Raw genomic sequence first — 16,330 nt, forward strand, 5'->3', positions numbered from 1 at the left:
AACTATGAAACTAAAATTTGGATTATTAATGGTGATGGGTATCATATTCGTTTCCTGTAGTGAAAAAAAAGAAGAGCCTATTGTGATATCCCCTGAAGAATATCACTCTTCTGTGGACAAGGTAACACAAATCATGATTCATGATATTTTCTCCCCACCTGTTTCCAGTAGAATTTTTGCCTATCCCAATATTGCAGCCTTTGAAATTATAGCCCTACAAAATGATGAATATATTTCTTTGGAGGGACAAGTACCAGGTTTAACGGCTATTCCAAAACCTAATGAAACAAAACCCATCAACTATCAATTAGCGGCTCTTGTGGCCCATATGAACTTAAGTCAGAAGCTCATTTTTTCAGAACACATGTTTGAAATGCATCGCGATAGTCTTTATACTGTTTGGGAGGCAAAAAATGCACCCATGTTCAATGCGTCCAAAGAATATGGATTAGAAGTTGCCCAACATATTGCCGCCTGGATGGATAAAGATAATTATAAACAGACCCGCACCATGCCTAAATTTACTGTGGATACGGACGATTCGTCTAGATGGCAACCCACACCACCAGCTTATATGGATGGCATTGAACCACACTGGAATAAAATTCGTCCCTTTGTAATAGATTCTGCCAATCAATTTATACCAGCTCCACCCCCTCCTTTTTCAATGGAAGAAGGTTCGGCATTTTACAAGGAAGTAAAAGAAGTGTATGATATAAGCAATGAAATTACTGCTAAGGGCGACACCTCTGAGGAAGTGGCCATTGCTCAATTTTGGGATTGTAATCCCTATGTCTCTGTAACCAGGGGGCATCTTATGTTTGCTACCAAAAAAATAACTCCAGGAGCACATTGGATAGGCATTACCAAAATTGCCACAAGAAAAACCAACTCAGACTTTGACAAAACCGTCTACGCTTATACAAAAACATCACTTGCCATTGCAGATGGCTTTATAAGTTGTTGGGACGAAAAATACCGTAGTAATCTTATTAGGCCAGAAACATTGATCAATCAATATATTGATGAAAATTGGGAGCCCGTACTCCAAACCCCTCCTTTTCCAGAATATACCAGTGGACACAGTGTTGTTTCTGGCGCAGCAGCCACAGCCTTGACATCAATTTTTGGTGATAATTTTGCTTTTGATGATGATACGGAAATCCCTTATGGACTTCCTGTTAGGAAATTCACCTCATTCAACAATGCTTCCAGCGAAGCAGCCATTAGCAGAATGTACGGAGGTATTCATTACCGAATGGCCATTGAGATAGGTCTTAAGCAAGGTAGAGACCTTGGAAAATTCGTAGTTGAAAACCTTAATATGACAAAAGAAGCCACCTTAGCCTCAAATTAAATGAAGAAAAAAATTGTATTGATTCTTGGAGCATGCCTCCTAGTGGGTTTAGTATGGTATCTTTTTATAAAACCTTATGATTATCTAGTAACTTTTAAGGCAAAAACCTTTCCAGGCACCATAAACCAAACAATAAAAATTTGGGACAAAACCATGAATACCATTGCTAATGTTGAGCAAAAGAACTTGAACCAACTAAGACAGCAATTAAAGTTTGGGGATTCCGTCCACATTTATGATTGGGATATTGAGCCCATAAGTGACTCCCTTTCCAAGGTGAGAGTATATGTCACAGACAGACAGCATAGCCTTAAAAATAAAATTGCAATTCCATTTTTTGATACTGATTTTGAAAAAAATACCAAAAAAACTTTAATAGATTTCAATGAAAAACTAAAAGAACATATCTCTAAATTCAAAGTAAAAATTGTAGGGCAGTACGAGGTGAAATCTACTTATTGCGCTTACATTTCTTTGAAAGGAACACAATATGAAAAAGCAAATGGAATGATGATCAATTACCCTTTTTTAAGTAATACTCTTGCAGAAAAAAAAGTGAAATTGAATGGCACTCCTTTTGTTGAAGTAACCAACTGGGATATACAAACGGATAGTATTGCTTACAATTTTTGCTTTCCAATAATAAAATCTGATAGTTTGCCCATCCATGAAGAAATTAAATACAAGCAATTTACAGGTAAAAAAGCGTTGAAGGCGGTTTACAATGGCAACTATATCACTTCGGATAGGGCATGGTATGCCCTATTGGACCATGCTAAAAAAAATAAGATAGAAATTGAAGCAAATCCTGTGGAAGTCTTTTATAACAACCCTAACTTTGGGGGTGATGAACTAAATTGGAAAGCAGAAATTTATATGCCCTTAAAAGATTAATATGGCTAAATATTTTGGAATCCTATTACTAGGTTTTTTAACGAGTTGTTCCAACTATGGCCAACTTAGCCATATAACAGACCTTCCAAAGAAATTAGAGGAAAACTCAGGGCTTGTTTATTACACTAAAGAAAATGTATGGTTGATTGAAGACAATGGCAATTTGGATGAAATCTACAACGTTAATTTTGAGGGTAAGATTAAAAAAAAACTAAAGGTCTCCAATGCCAAAAACCATGATTGGGAAGATCTCACCAAAGACAAGGAAGGAAACATTTATATAGGTGATTTTGGAAACAACCAGAACGATAGAAAAGATTTGGTTATTTATAAAATTCCTAATCCAGAAAAGGAGAAAGGAAAAAAAATTAAGGCAGAGAAGATAAAATTCAACTACCCTGAACAAAAAGAATTTCCGCCCAAAGATTTTAAAATGTACTATGACACCGAAGCTTTTTTCCACCAAAATGATTCGTTGTATATAATTACAAAAAACCGGACGAAGCCTTTTGATGGGAAGGCATTGATCTATAAGATTCCTGCTTCCCCTGGAAGCTATAAAGCCGAGTTTATAAGTTCTTTTGTTCCCTGTTTGGACTGGAAAAATTGTCAAGTTACCTCAGCGGACATTTCTTCCAATGGCAAAAAAATAGCTATTTTGAGTTATGGAAAACTTTGGATTTTCTCTGATTTTACTTTTCCAGATTTTACCAAAGGAAAAATGGAGATGATAGATTTAGAGACTTCTAATCAATTGGAATCAGTTTGTTTCAAAGACAACAATACCCTTTTACTTTCGGACGAAAAAAAAGGCCCTACTGGGAGAAATCTATATTTCTATAAATTGAAATAAATTAAAACCCGAAACCGACTCCAAATGAAAAACGAGGACCATCCGAGCTCTCGAAATAAGAAATTCTAGCTGTCAACATCTCCAAAGCATTTAAAAACAGTCCTCCTCCATAGGATGTATGCCATTTATCCGAATCTTCGGAGGGCAACCAAACTCTACCATAATCAAAACCGCCATACATTCCAAAAGAAACAGGCAATACTCCTGTTCTTATTTCACTAAAACTGTATCTAATATCTGTATTTTGATAATACGCTTTTTTTCCCGTAAATCGCTGAAACCTAAAACCTCTTAAACCATTGTTCCCTCCAATGCTTGCCCCTTGGTAAAATTCGAACCCGTCTCCTAGATTAAAATGTACTTTAAATTTGGTTGCCAAGACCAATCTACCGTTAGCTAGTAATTTATGATTAAAACCAAGGCTTGGAATAATATATCCATATCCACGTTCTGTACCACTAGCGCTATATTTATACCCAAGGTGCAATGATGTTTCCATACCCATAGTAGGAAATGCATCATTATCCCTATTTTCATAATTATATTCAGCGTCTACACCCCAAAACTGCTTTCTATTTTCTTCTCCATTGGCTACGTAGAACGTATTTACAAACCTATCTGTAGTCTCCTCCACTTCTATATCTTCATAAGAAACTCCCATTCTAAACTTAGCTCCCAAATCTCCTCGCCAAACCAATGACGGAGCTATTTTTTTTGTTTCAGTTTTTACACGATTGTAATCCATTCCTAAATCATCATCCAAATTTTCTGTTTCATTGCCTAAACCAAAGAAATTAACGCTAAAATTGGAACTGGTAATTTTTGCTGCCAGTTCTAAATTCCAATTTTCTAAGATATTGGAAAACTCTCCTTTGTAACCAAAGTCGAAACCATTGGTTGCAAAATAATAAGAGGCATTAAAGGTATGTTGTTGTGTAAATGGGTTTTGCCTAAAGGCATTATGGGTATAAATGTCTGTTAGACCAATCTTAAGCCCGTCATCTGGATTGGAACCAATTAAAGGAATAAATTGATTGGTGCTATTCCTTACTTTGTCAAACTGATATGTATTGGTTTCATAATCATCTGTCCTGTGAATTTTTGCTTTTACAACTTGGTCAAAAGTATTCTTCTTGGACTTGTGATCATAAATATGGATACCTTTTCCCTTTTTAACTTTATATACATCATTGTTCTGCCCACCTATAAGTCGAACTTTAATAGAGCCATCATCACTTATCACATTAAAAACATCATCATCATCTAAGCCATAAGCCCAGATTTCCTTCGTATTTTCTTTGTCATAAATCTTACTAAAGATAACTTCTCCTTTTTCCCCGTTTTTTATTCTAAAAACAGTGACCTTCTTATTTCCATTTGGAATTGAAATAATCTCAAAATAATCATCCTTGTCCGTACCTGTTACAATACTGTAGGTGTTCAATATTTTATAATACTCTTTAGCCGTTTCTAATAAGTTACTCTTCCTTGCCAATAAGATTTTTTTAATGTCTGCCACTGTTTCATCTCTTACTTCTTCGGGAAACTTCTCAAAAGCAGCATCAATTACTTTGGGAGTAATGTTTTTTTGAATAAAAGCAACCTGTTCTTCCCACAAACTTATATCTGTTTCTGGCAGAAGTGCCATATCCAAAGCAAATGTTTTTGGAGAAGAATTAAACCCTTTAACACTCCTTATTTCCTCTGAAAAGCCTTCCATAAGGCGCAATCCTGGAATTGCCCTTGTGGCAAAACCCATGAAAGCTCCATCTCCCATAATAGAAAAAACCTGGTCCCTATCTCTGGGAATAGGTTTATAAACATAATTCCCATTTTCATTTTTAAACCTCGCCCATCGCCATTGGTCTGTATGCCTATCCCAATCGCCAATCATCATATCAAAAAGACGGGCTCGCAAATACGTTGTTTTGTCTACTGTGTATTTCTCATCTTTTCGAAGCCTTTTAATTAAATCATCCGTACTTTCAATCTTTTTTGTTCTTCCAAAACTTTCCAAATCATTATGTCCATCAGAAACATGCTCCTCAATCATATAAAGCTCATCCCCAAAATCTTGATTAAACTTTTCTAAAACTGCCTGTTTGGGAACATAATATAAAACGGGGTTGGTATGGTACAAATCAACAGCATTGGACAATTCGCTAATTGTAAAGGGAGCATAGGGATGGGAACCCGTATAAAAATCTAACAACAAGCTTTCTGTTTCTGTATTATCAAAATCCCCAACAATGTATTGTTCTTTAAAAGCCATGGCCTGTAAATACAGTTCGGCACTTTTTCGCAACGCGCGCATTACATATTGTTTGCCATTTTTATCTGTTAAACGCAAGGATTTGGATTGATGTCCTCCGCCCTTGCGCACTGGGGTTAAACCTCCATACAAAGTATCTAATTGGACTGTTGGAGCTGTCACTTTTGTAGCATAATATTTACGATATCGTTCTCCCCATACCGATTTAAAAAAACCACTTTTATCAACCTCATCCTCAGAATAAATGGAAGAGGATACACTTGCTGGAAAAGTAGTTCTATATTCCCCAAAATCTTTTTGGCTGGTAGATGGCAATACTTCGGTTGAAAATAGATGCTCTTCTTTATCTTCTTGCGAAAGACCAAAAAATTTAACTCGTGAAGAACCATCTTTATGCACTTCTAAAACAGTATAACCGTTACTTCCTGTTGAAAATTGACTGCCATTTATAAGTTTGGTTGCTCCATTTTTAGACCCAGAACCACTGATAATCTGTGGCGTATTATCTTCTACAATGTATTGTAAGGTATGTTCATGACCAGACACAAAAATTACTTTTTCCGAGTATTGTGCCAATGTCACCAAACGCCTTCTAAGCTCTTTATACTTTTTGTTCGTTAAATCTTCAATTGTAGCCCCAGACGTTTTTCGTAATAAATTACCAAACGTTCCAATTATGGGCAACGGAATCTTACTATGACCTAAGTAAAACTGTTGTCTCCATGAGAATTGGCCTCCATGTTCTCCATAACTAAACATGGGGTGGTGCAAAGCCATTATAGTGGTCTTATCCGCATTTTTTTTGATAAGGCCTTCCAGTTCTTCAAAAAACTTTTCCCTATCCTTTATTTCACAGTCATCATTTATGTTTGGGTGCTTATCCCAATTGGCTAGATACCATTCTGTATCAATTGCTATAATTACAACATTCTCATTAACATCAATCTTCTCAATTGGACACCCATTTCTAGGAGAAAATACATTCTTACTGTCCAGTTTTTTCTCAATATACTCCTGTTCACGCTCCAAACCTTTTAATCCCTCACTATACCAGTCATGGTTGCCAGGAACAAAAAGTGAATTTCCCTTGAATCCTTCCAAAGCTTTTAGCTGACCATCCAAACTGTTTTTGGCAGCTAAGTTTTCATCGGGATATTTCTTTTTATCTGGAAAACCTGCTGGATAAATATTGTCCCCTAAAAAAATAGCCGTACTATTTTCTTTAGCTTCCAAAAGTTGTTCTTTAAAAGCCTTTAAAACGGGATTCATATCATTTAATGGGGACAAACCTGCATCCCCAATTAAATAGAACGTATGGGAAACCTCTTTGTTTACCTTTACCTCATTCATTTGCGCCAAATCCTTGTACTTGGATTTATATGTTGCACAAGATGTAAGGAAAAAGGCTGTTAAAACGACTAGGTAATACTTCTTCATATTAATGTTCTTCATTCCAAAATTTTGTAATTTGGGAACCATAATCTACGTTTAATGTCAGAAATAATAGAGAAAGCTAAAAGTCATGTAATTAATTTGTTGGATAAACAATTAGATTCCAAATACCTCTATCACAATTTGCGACATACAGAACGAGTAGTTAAAAGTACTAAAGAATTAATAGATTTTCATACACTAACTCCTGAAGATAGCGAAGACCTTTTGTTGTCTGCTTGGTTCCATGATACGGGTTATACCAAGGGCTCAATGGGGCATGAAAACAATAGCGCAATTATTGCAAAAGAATTCTTGGAAAAGAACGGTTACGATAAAAATAGAGTTGAAAAAGTATGTTCCCTTATTAAAGCAACCCAAAGAAATTATACTCCAATTAATCTTGAAGAAAAAATTATACGGGATGCGGATTGTTCACATTTTGGACAAAAAAGCTATTTGGAAACATCTGAAGCACTTAGAAAAGAATTGTCCCTCTTAGAAATTGCTAACTATTCTGATAAGGATTGGAGAAAGGCAAACATTGATATGTTCCAAACAGAACACACTTATTATACCGATTATGCAAAAAAAAACTGGTTGCCCACTAAAGAAAAAAATCTTAAAAAATTGATGCAGGATAAAAAAGAAGAAAAAATAGCCAAGAAGGAAGCTTTAAAGGCCAAGTATAAGAACGAGAGTCCTGATCGCGGGATACAGACATTGTACAGGGTTACCTTAAAAAATCATATTACATTAAGTAATATTGCAGACACCAAAGCCAACATCTTGTTGTCTGTAAATGCCATAATTATCTCACTGGCATTATCCAATCTTATTCCAAAATTGGACAATCCATCCAACAAGTATCTGGTATACCCCACTCTTATTTTTATAATTTTTAGTGTCGTATCCATGGTCCTGGCAGTTTTGGCCACTAGACCCAATGTAACTACAGGGGAGTTCACAAAAGAGGATGTAAAAAATAAAAAAGTAAACTTGCTCTTTTTTGGGAATTTTTATAAAATGAGTCTGCCCGACTACGAATGGGCCATACAGGAACTAATAAAAGATAAAGAGTATATGTACAGCTCCTTAACCAAGGACCTTTACTTTTTAGGCTTGGTATTGAACAAAAAATATAAAATTCTACGGTTAACTTATACCATTTTTATGATTGGTATGATAGTTTCCGTACTTGCGTTTGGTATTGCCTTTAAATTTTTTGGGCCAGACAGGATTTAAAAATCAACTTTTTAGCTCCTCCATAAGGTCTTCGTAGGTATAGGTTTTTTCCTGCTCCTTGCCCTTTTTGTACAATATTTCAGCTCTAATGGCTTTTAAACCGGAAACACCTTGTAACCCCTCCAATTCCACAATTTCAATATTCTTTCCAAAATATCCCTTGGACCTTAAAAACTTAACATACCTTAAATACTCCAGCTCATCTTTCTTTTGGGAATACACAATGACCATTTTTCCAGTCTGGGTAAGACGTTCCCGTGTACCTTTTATAAGGGATTTATCTATCCTCTTCTTAATGATTTCATATCTGGCGTTATATGTGCCATCCACATCAAATCGTTTCTCATCCATTCTAAACCTTATGGCCAAAGAGGTGTTATAAACCAAAATCAAAGAGGTAACATCCAGTGGAACAGGAAGTTCTGGCTTTAAATTATAATGGGCATTTTCCATTTCACACATAACCTGCAATTGCCATAGTCTTAGGTTGCTTAGATATAAAGGGTTAAATTCTTTCTCATCAACAATGGAGTTGCCTATGTACATATTATGCTCAACCCCATCCGTCTTATAGCGTTCAAAATAATGTGGGAACATGCTTTGGGCTTCTTCTTGCTTTCTGTCCATAAGCGCTGCCATTTTCTTATTTATGAGCATTACACTTTCATCGTAGTTTCTTCTATGGTCATAATAAGAACCTGTAATTTCACTTATCCCGTTTTCATAGGTCTTCACCAACTCACTAACCTGTTTGTTCCCTTTTTTAAGATGCTTTAAAACAGGATTAATCTCATCTTTTACGAAATTAAAAATGGCCTGTTCACTATTTGTGTACAATACTTCCTTAATATCATCTATATGGTTGTTCACCCTAAAAATCAATTCCTCATATATGGGTAATTTTTCATTTTCCCATGCCATCGAAAGTACATTGCTTATCTCTGATAATTGAATTAACAAATCCGTTTTAATGGCCTCGTTCCTAGCCCTGGAAGAATCTTTAATATCTACCTGACCATATAAAGGGTGCACATCTTCAAAAACAATCTCTTTAAAAGTAGGCTGGTTGCCCTTAATGTCCTCCCTGATAAATCTTTTTGCCTCTTCCTCAAACTTCCAATATACAGATGAGTGCACAGAAGTACACTCGTGCTGGATTATGGCATCAATTAAATTTTCTTCTTCTATTTTGGAACGCAATACCGCAGAAACTATATAAGGCATAACATCTACAAGTTTATTGGCATTGATACTGTTAAGTGCATTCACTTGGACCGAAACCAATTCTAGGACCCCCAATAAATTGCCATTTTCCGCAATTGGGGCAAAAATAGCGCTTTTGATTCCCTGTTCTTTAAGGCCCTTATATGGTGCACAACCTCCCGAAATTTTGTGGTATTTATCCACATTGGATATCGAAAAATAAGTGTTCTGTTTTAACAGCTTTTCATAGGAGCCTTGGCATAATGCTTCATTGCAAACCTCAATGTCCTTATCCATTAAAATGAAACTTTCCATTCCTTTTCCAAAAACCCGCTCAAATTGATTTTCCTTTGAATTATAGGTTACAAAGCCTGCACGTAAATCGGGAATATTAAAAAACGACCTAAAAGTTTCTTGAAGGCCATCCATAAAATTTTCACTGTCCCTTTTGTTCGATGATATTAAACTCGATTTAATTTCTGAAATGGAATGCTCGGTAGTAACGTCGAACATATTTGAGATTACAAATCCCTTTAGCACAAAACTGTTAGGTGGAATTTTTTGCTTCCATAATTCAAGATTGTCAAAATTATCCAATAGATCCTCTACATCTGCTTGGGTTATGGTCTTTGCGTTTTCAGTAGGGGAAATTTCAACAAAATCCGCATTGTACAAAATTCGGTAATGTCTCATAACCCCATTGGAATCTGGGATATCATAAAAGAAAGGCCTTCTAAAATCCAGATTATAACCGTAATGAAAATTTAAAATAATGGAGCAAGCTGCAATGTACACATCACGTTCCGGATAGTTTCTTACATGTGGAACAAATCCAACGCCTCCTGCATTTTCCAATATTTTTTGAAATCTTTTGGATGAATTGAACACGACGTCATCAAAAGGTAAGGATGCTGTTTTTATTTCATTGTTGGTCAATACTTCCGAAAAAGTGTCCTGAAGGATAATGTTTATGACATCTTTATGTTTCTTTAAAAGTGATAAATCCGAAAAACCATCCCTTAACTCAGGATAGGGAGCTTGGGCATCAATGATAAGTTGTGCCTTTTTAGCCAGCTCTTTATCTTTTCCCTTGGCCATAGAATCATATTGTTCCAATAATTTATTGAAACTGATCAACTGTATTAATGGCGAGTCCCTTTCCTGTTCCATACCCTTATATGTCTACTTTCCAATTGTAAAATTACAAAACACAACACACTTTTTTGTTAAAGAAAATCTTATAGTATTCCCCTCTTTTTAAGATATTTATAAAAAATTAAACCATGTCATCCAATTCCAGATTAACAAGGGCCTATAAAAATGCCAAGGTTCTCCCTTTTGATAACAACTCCAAGTTTATTCTTTTTAGTGATTGCCACAGGGGTGACAACAGTTTTGCGGATGATTTTGCCAACAATAGAAACATTTATTTTCATGCCATAAACCAATATTACAAGCAGGGTTTTCATTATTGCGAACTAGGTGATGGAGATGAACTATGGGAAAATGTACATTTTGAGTCCATTTTTGAAGCTCATAAACATGTGTTCAAACTGCTTAGGCAATTTCATTTGTCCAATAGGCTGCACATGATCTGGGGCAACCATGATATGGTGTACAAAGATCCAAATTATGTAAAGAAAAACCTTTCTAATTATTTTGAGCCTATAGAAGAAAAAGACAAAGAATTATTTGAAGGAATTACCTACTATGAGGGCCTTATTCTAAAGCACAAGGATACGGGGCAAGAAGTTTTTTTGACCCATGGCCATCAAGCAGATTGGTGGAACTATACCTTTTGGCGTTGGGGCAGGTTCTTGGTACGTGTACTATGGAAACCTCTACAAGTATGGGGCATTGCCGACCCAACAAGCCCTGCAAAAAACTACAAGGAATTGATAAAGATTGAGAAAAGGATAAAGAAATGGATTCTTGGCAACAATATGCTCCTTACCATTGTAGGGCACACGCACCGTCCTCGTTTTCCGGAACCAGGGGACATTCCTTTTTTTAATGATGGTAGTTGTGTACATCCCAGAAGCATCACTGGAATAGAAATTGAAAATGGACAAATATCCCTTATAAAATGGCAAATTGCCACTAAAGATGATGGCACTTTGCAGATAGTGAGAATTTTATTGGAAGGTCCCCAAAAATTAATAGACTATAAGGCAAATTAAAGCATCTTAAATGTTATTGGAATGCTATATGGAACTTTTACTGCTTTTCCTCTTTGCCGCCCAGGAATCATTCGAGGAAGGGCATTTACGATTCTAACCGCTTCATTTTCCAAAAGCTTATCTGGCCCTCTTGGTCTAACCCCAACAATATCTCCTTTACTATCAATGGCAAATAGTACAATAACCCTACCTTGAATACCCATTTCAATTGATATTTCGGGATACTTAAAATTCTTTTTTATATGTTCTTGCATTTTTTGTTGAAAACAAACCTTCCTTTCATCATTGGTCTTTAATCCCTCGCAACCAGGGAAAATTGGAACTTCCTCAATTATTGCAAAAGGAACAGAAATTTCTTCTTCCTCTTCCTCTACCTCAACATCATCTACCTCTACAACCTCTTCTATAATGGCATCCTGACTTGTCTCCGTACTGGAAATAATTGTTTCCTCTATCTCAGCAGCATCTTCAACAATTTCAATAACTTCTGGTGCAGATGGGGGCGGTGGAGGGGGCGGTGTTTTTATGGTCTCAGTAATTGGAGCATCTTCTTTAATATCATCTACCATTTCAACAATATCCAAGGATATTTCTTCCTTATCATAGGTTTTCATTTCTAGGGCTCTCCAAACAAGAAAAAGAACAATTGTAAGACCTATGACAAAAAACAGGCCACTATCACGATTTAAATCTGCTTTTGGATTTTTCTTGATTTCCATAATCTTATAGTTTTGGAATTAAATCATTATATCTTTAAAACTACCTCTGTTTACTTGATAATTTTATGATATTGGTCAGGTTTGTATAAATATTTGGATTATATTTTTTTATTGCACAAACAGGTTGGTTTTCTTACATTGTTAACCTTAATCAATTATAACCAAAACCAATCCAATGCCATTACTTATTGTTGTTGTCGGAATCTTGATATTATTCCTTCTTGTTACCAAATTCAAGCTAAACGCATTTATTTCCTTTATCATTGTTTCCCTTTTTGTGGGGCTTGCAGGAGGTCTGGGGCTGGACCAGGTTGTAAAGTCCATACAATTGGGAATTGGTAATATTTTAGGAATGCTTGTTCTTATTTTAGGGTTTGGAGCCATGTTGGGAAAATTGGTTGCCGATAGTGGAGCGGCACAACGCATAACTTCTAAATTAGTTTCAAGTTTTGGAAAGAAAAATATTCAGTGGGCTGTTGTAATTGCAGGCTTCATTGTGGGCATTCCTATGTTTTATTCTGTGGGATTTGTGATCTTAGTGCCTTTAATTTTTACTGTAGCAGCAGCTACAGGGCTGCCCTTATTATATGTAGGGCTACCCATGTTGGCCTCTTTATCGGTTACCCATGGGTTTCTGCCTCCACATCCTGCCCCTACTGGAATCGCCACAATTTTTGATGCCAATATTGGGAAAACCATGCTCTACGGAATCATTGTGGCCATTCCGGCTATTATCTTTGGAGGACCTTTATTTGCTAGAACAATCAAGAATATAAAAGCTACTCCTCTAAAAGAATTTTACAATCCCGTGGTTTTAAAAGATGATGAAATGCCCAGCATGGGAGTTAGTGTATTTACAGCATTATTACCAATCATTTTAATTGGGCTCTCAACCATTCTAGAAGCTGTTCTTCCTATAGATTTTCCCGGAAGAACTATCATTCTTTTCATAGGGAATCCTGTGATTGCCATGTTGATTGCCGTTTTGGTTGCCATCTTTACCTTGGGATTGGCCCGGGGCAAAAAAATGGATGACGTAATGAGCTCTGTCTCAAGTTCAATTTCGGGCATCACTATGGTTCTTTTAATTATTGCAGGTTCTGGGGCATTAAAACAAATATTGATTGATAGTGGTGTGAGCGATTACATTGCAGAATCTTTAAAAGACACAAGTATTTCACCCTTAATATTGGCTTGGTTAATTGCCACAGTAATTAGAGTGTGCGTAGGTTCGGCAACCGTTGCAGGCCTCACTGCTGCGGGAATCGTTTTTCCGTTGGTTTCTGGCACTGGTGTTAGCCCAGAACTTATGGTACTCGCCATTGGATCTGGAAGCTTAATGCTTTCCCATGTAAATGATAGCGGTTTTTGGTTGTTTAAAGAATATTTTAATCTTTCCGTAAAAGAAACTCTTTCTACTTGGACGGTAATGGAAACCACAGTTGGTATCGTAGGATTAATAGGAACATTAATTTTAAGTTTATTTGTATAATGCTATGAGTAGTTCACCTTCAAAAAGAATAAAGGAATTAGGTTTAATATTACCTCCAGCACCAAAACCTGCGGGATTGTACAGACCTATTTTGGTAGTGGATAATTTCCTATATGTTTCTGGCCAAGGGCCTGTAAAACAAGATGGAACCCTAATGTTGGGGCGAGCAGGCGATAATCTTGATATAGAAGAAGCTAAATTGGCTGCTCGGCAAGTTGGCCTTACCATGCTATCCAGCATCCAAACACATTTTGGTGATTTGGACAAAATAAAAAGGGTTGTAAAGGTATTGGGAATGGTTAATTGCACCCCAGATTTTACTAAACATCCTTTGGTCATTAATGGTTTTAGTGAACTCATGGCCGATATTTTTGGTATGGACAATGGTGTGGGGGCAAGAAGTGCAGTTGGTATGATGCTCCCAGATGGTATTCCAGTAGAAGTAGAGGCCATGTTTCAACTTCATTAGAAAAAGCATGATACATCCCCAAGAACGGTACAAGCTCCTAAATACCGAAAATGTTATATCTCCTTCCTTATTGGTATATCCTGATATTATTGAATACAATATTCAATTGATGATCAAAATAGCTGGTGGGTCAAATTTTCTCCGGCCTCATATTAAAACCCATAAAATTGGTGAAATTATTCAGCTGCAATTGGCTTACGGAATCACAAAATTTAAATGTGCAACAATTGCCGAGGCCGAACTTCTTGCCCAATGCAATGTCAAAGATATCCTATTGGCCATGCAGCCGGTTGGGGCAAATGTTGCTCGTTTTTTTACCTTATTAAAGCAATATCCCAATTCTAAATTTTCAACAATTATAGACAATACTGCATCACTTAAGGAAATTGCACATTTAGCTTCATCAAAGAATATAAAAATCCCCATTTGGTTGGATGTTAATTGTGGAATGGACAGAACAGGAATAATTCCAGATGAAAAAGCAGTGAAATTATATAAATCCATCGATGATAACCCAAATTTATGCGCTGAAGGTTTACATGCCTATGATGGTCATATTCATGATTCTAACTATGCTTTGCGAAAAGAAAAATGCGATGTCTCTTTTAATACTGTTCTACAGCTTAAAAAGGAGATTGAGAAATTAGGTGTTTCCGTCAAAAACATAGTTGCCGGGGGCTCCCCAACTTTTCCTATTCATGCCCAAAGAGAAAATGTAGAAACCAGCCCAGGAACACCTTTGCTCTGGGACCAAGGATATTCTGATAATTATCCAGATTTACCGTTTATACCCGCAGCTATATTGTTTACAAGGGTAGTAAGCAAGCCAAGGCCGAATACCATATGTCTAGATCTGGGGCATAAAGCGGTAGCATCAGAGATGCCTCTTCCTCGAATAAAAATATTGGATAGAAATACCCTAGAACAAATAGGTCAAAGTGAGGAACATTTGGTCATTAAGTGCCAAGACACATCAAAATACAATATTGGGGATTCTTTTTACGCCATTCCCATTCACATTTGTCCAACAGTGGCAAAATACAATGATGTATTGACTGTTGTTGATGGTACTGTTACCGGTTCTTGGAAAGTTGCAGCAAGAGACCATAAAATATCTATTTAAATTATGTTTATACTAGACGCACATTTGGATTTGTCCATGAATGCCATGGAATGGAATAGAGATTTAAGATGGTCCGTGGAAGAGATTCGGGAGAGTGAAATTGGTATGGTCGACAAACCCGATAGAGCAAAAAACACAGTTTCTTTTAAAGCTTTAAGGCAAGGAAACATTGGCTTGTGTGTTGCCACACAAATTGCCAGATATGTAAAAAAAGAAAGCCCTCTTCCCGGATGGAATTCTCCACACCAAGCATGGGCACAGACACAAGGGCAATTGGCATGGTACAAAGCTATGGAGGATGCTGGGGAATTGATTCAGATTACAAATACCAAACAATTGGAAAGCCATCTACAAAATTGGAAAAAAGACAATATAAAATGTCCCATTGGCTATATTTTAAGTCTGGAAGGGGCAGATTCTATCATTACAATTGATCACTTAAAAAAATCCCATGAACAAGGATTGCGTGCCATAGGCCCAGCCCATTATGGTCCTGGAACCTACGCGCATGGCACAAATTCCGTTGGCGGAATTGGCACTAAAGGAAAAGAATTGTTAAAAGAAATAGAACGCCTTAACTTAATATTGGATGCCACCCATTTATGTGACGAAAGTTTTTGGGAAACCATGAAAGTCTACAATGGGCCTGTATGGGCCAGTCATAACAATTGTAGAAAATTTGTTGACCATAACAGACAATTTTCTGATGAGCAAATAAATGAACTAATCAACAGAAATGCAGTAATCGGTATTGCTTTAGATGCTTGGATGATGGTTCCAAATTGGGTAAGGGGAGAATCAACACCGCAAGGAATGGGCGTTTCTTTAGAACAAATGATCAACAACATTGATCATATATGCCAGTTAGCAGGAAATGTAAACCATGTAGGTATTGGAACCGATTTGGATGGAGGCTTTGGAAAGGAACAATGCCCAACTGATTTGGAAACTATTGCAGACCTTCAAAAAGTGCCTTTATTATTGTCCAAAAGGGGATATAGTGAAACAGATATTGAAAACATCATGAATAAAAACTTCATTGATTTCCTCAAAAATGTATGGGGTTAAAACTAAATCTATCCTTTCATCGAA

The 16,330-nt window shown here is 36.4% G+C and carries 12 protein-coding genes; 9 read left to right on the forward strand and 3 right to left on the reverse strand.

Annotated features, from left to right (window positions below):
• Nucleotides 1–4 precede the first annotated feature (4 nt).
• Genes GGR42_RS07820 through GGR42_RS07830 form a run of 3 tightly spaced genes read left to right on the forward strand, consistent with a single transcriptional unit; the run spans nt 5 to nt 3,104 of the window.
• Complete coding sequence (locus GGR42_RS07820; RefSeq protein ID WP_167962558.1) at nt 5–1,357, forward strand: vanadium-dependent haloperoxidase; 1,353 nt, start codon at nt 5–7, stop codon at nt 1,355–1,357.
• The gene (locus GGR42_RS07825) at nt 1,358–2,251 is read left to right on the forward strand and encodes a GyrI-like domain-containing protein (protein WP_167962560.1); all 894 of its coding nucleotides are present in this window, start codon (nt 1,358–1,360) and stop codon (nt 2,249–2,251) included.
• 1 nt (nt 2,252) lies between these two features.
• Nucleotides 2,253–3,104, forward strand: a complete 852-nt coding sequence (locus tag GGR42_RS07830; RefSeq protein WP_167962562.1) for a hypothetical protein — start codon at nt 2,253–2,255, stop codon at nt 3,102–3,104.
• Between the two features lies 1 nt (nt 3,105).
• On the opposite strand, the gene GGR42_RS07835 is transcribed toward GGR42_RS07830, so the two are convergent.
• Complete coding sequence (locus GGR42_RS07835; protein ID WP_245201413.1) at nt 3,106–6,828, reverse strand: metallophosphoesterase; 3,723 nt, start codon at nt 6,826–6,828, stop codon at nt 3,106–3,108.
• Between the two features lie 39 nt (nt 6,829–6,867).
• Here GGR42_RS07835 and GGR42_RS07840 point away from each other — a divergent pair, with 39 nt between their 5' ends.
• On the forward strand, nt 6,868–8,052 hold the full coding sequence (locus tag GGR42_RS07840; protein ID WP_167962564.1) for a Pycsar system effector family protein: 1,185 nt from the start codon (nt 6,868–6,870) through the stop codon (nt 8,050–8,052).
• Nucleotides 8,053–8,055: 3 nt separating this feature from the next.
• On the opposite strand, the gene GGR42_RS07845 is transcribed toward GGR42_RS07840, so the two are convergent.
• Nucleotides 8,056–10,425, reverse strand: coding sequence for a GAF domain-containing protein (locus tag GGR42_RS07845; RefSeq protein WP_167962566.1), 2,370 nt, complete (start codon nt 10,423–10,425; stop codon nt 8,056–8,058).
• Between the two features lie 113 nt (nt 10,426–10,538).
• Between GGR42_RS07845 and GGR42_RS07850 the strand changes: the two genes are divergently transcribed.
• A complete protein-coding gene (locus GGR42_RS07850) occupies nt 10,539–11,435 on the forward strand; it encodes a metallophosphoesterase (RefSeq protein WP_167962568.1) in 897 nt (298 codons plus the stop codon).
• Here GGR42_RS07850 and GGR42_RS07855 read toward each other — a convergent pair.
• Nucleotides 11,432–12,154 carry an energy transducer TonB gene (locus GGR42_RS07855; protein ID WP_167962570.1) on the reverse strand — a complete coding sequence of 241 codons (723 nt, stop codon included), beginning with the start codon at nt 12,152–12,154 and terminating at the stop codon, nt 11,432–11,434. The two genes, GGR42_RS07850 and GGR42_RS07855, sit on opposite strands and share 4 nt — an antisense overlap.
• Nucleotides 12,155–12,329: 175 nt before the next feature.
• Between GGR42_RS07855 and GGR42_RS07860 the strand changes: the two genes are divergently transcribed.
• From GGR42_RS07860 to GGR42_RS07875, 4 genes are read left to right on the forward strand one after another with little or no spacing between them, the layout of a single operon-like run.
• Nucleotides 12,330–13,646 carry a gluconate:H+ symporter gene (locus tag GGR42_RS07860; protein WP_167962576.1) on the forward strand — a complete coding sequence of 439 codons (1,317 nt, stop codon included), beginning with the start codon at nt 12,330–12,332 and terminating at the stop codon, nt 13,644–13,646.
• 4 nt (nt 13,647–13,650) lie between these two features.
• Nucleotides 13,651–14,115 (forward strand): RidA family protein, encoded by a 465-nt coding sequence (locus GGR42_RS07865; RefSeq protein ID WP_167962578.1) that lies wholly within the window; start codon nt 13,651–13,653, stop codon nt 14,113–14,115.
• Nucleotides 14,116–14,122: 7 nt separating this feature from the next.
• Nucleotides 14,123–15,238 (forward strand): D-TA family PLP-dependent enzyme, encoded by a 1,116-nt coding sequence (locus GGR42_RS07870; RefSeq protein ID WP_167962580.1) that lies wholly within the window; start codon nt 14,123–14,125, stop codon nt 15,236–15,238.
• 3 nt (nt 15,239–15,241) lie between these two features.
• Nucleotides 15,242–16,306, forward strand: a complete 1,065-nt coding sequence (locus GGR42_RS07875) for a dipeptidase (RefSeq protein WP_167962582.1) — start codon at nt 15,242–15,244, stop codon at nt 16,304–16,306.
• Nucleotides 16,307–16,330 lie beyond the last annotated feature (24 nt).

Origin of the sequence: Saonia flava, assembly GCF_011927795.1 — a bacterium.
Classification (GTDB): Bacteria; Bacteroidota; Bacteroidia; order Flavobacteriales; family Flavobacteriaceae; genus Saonia; species Saonia flava.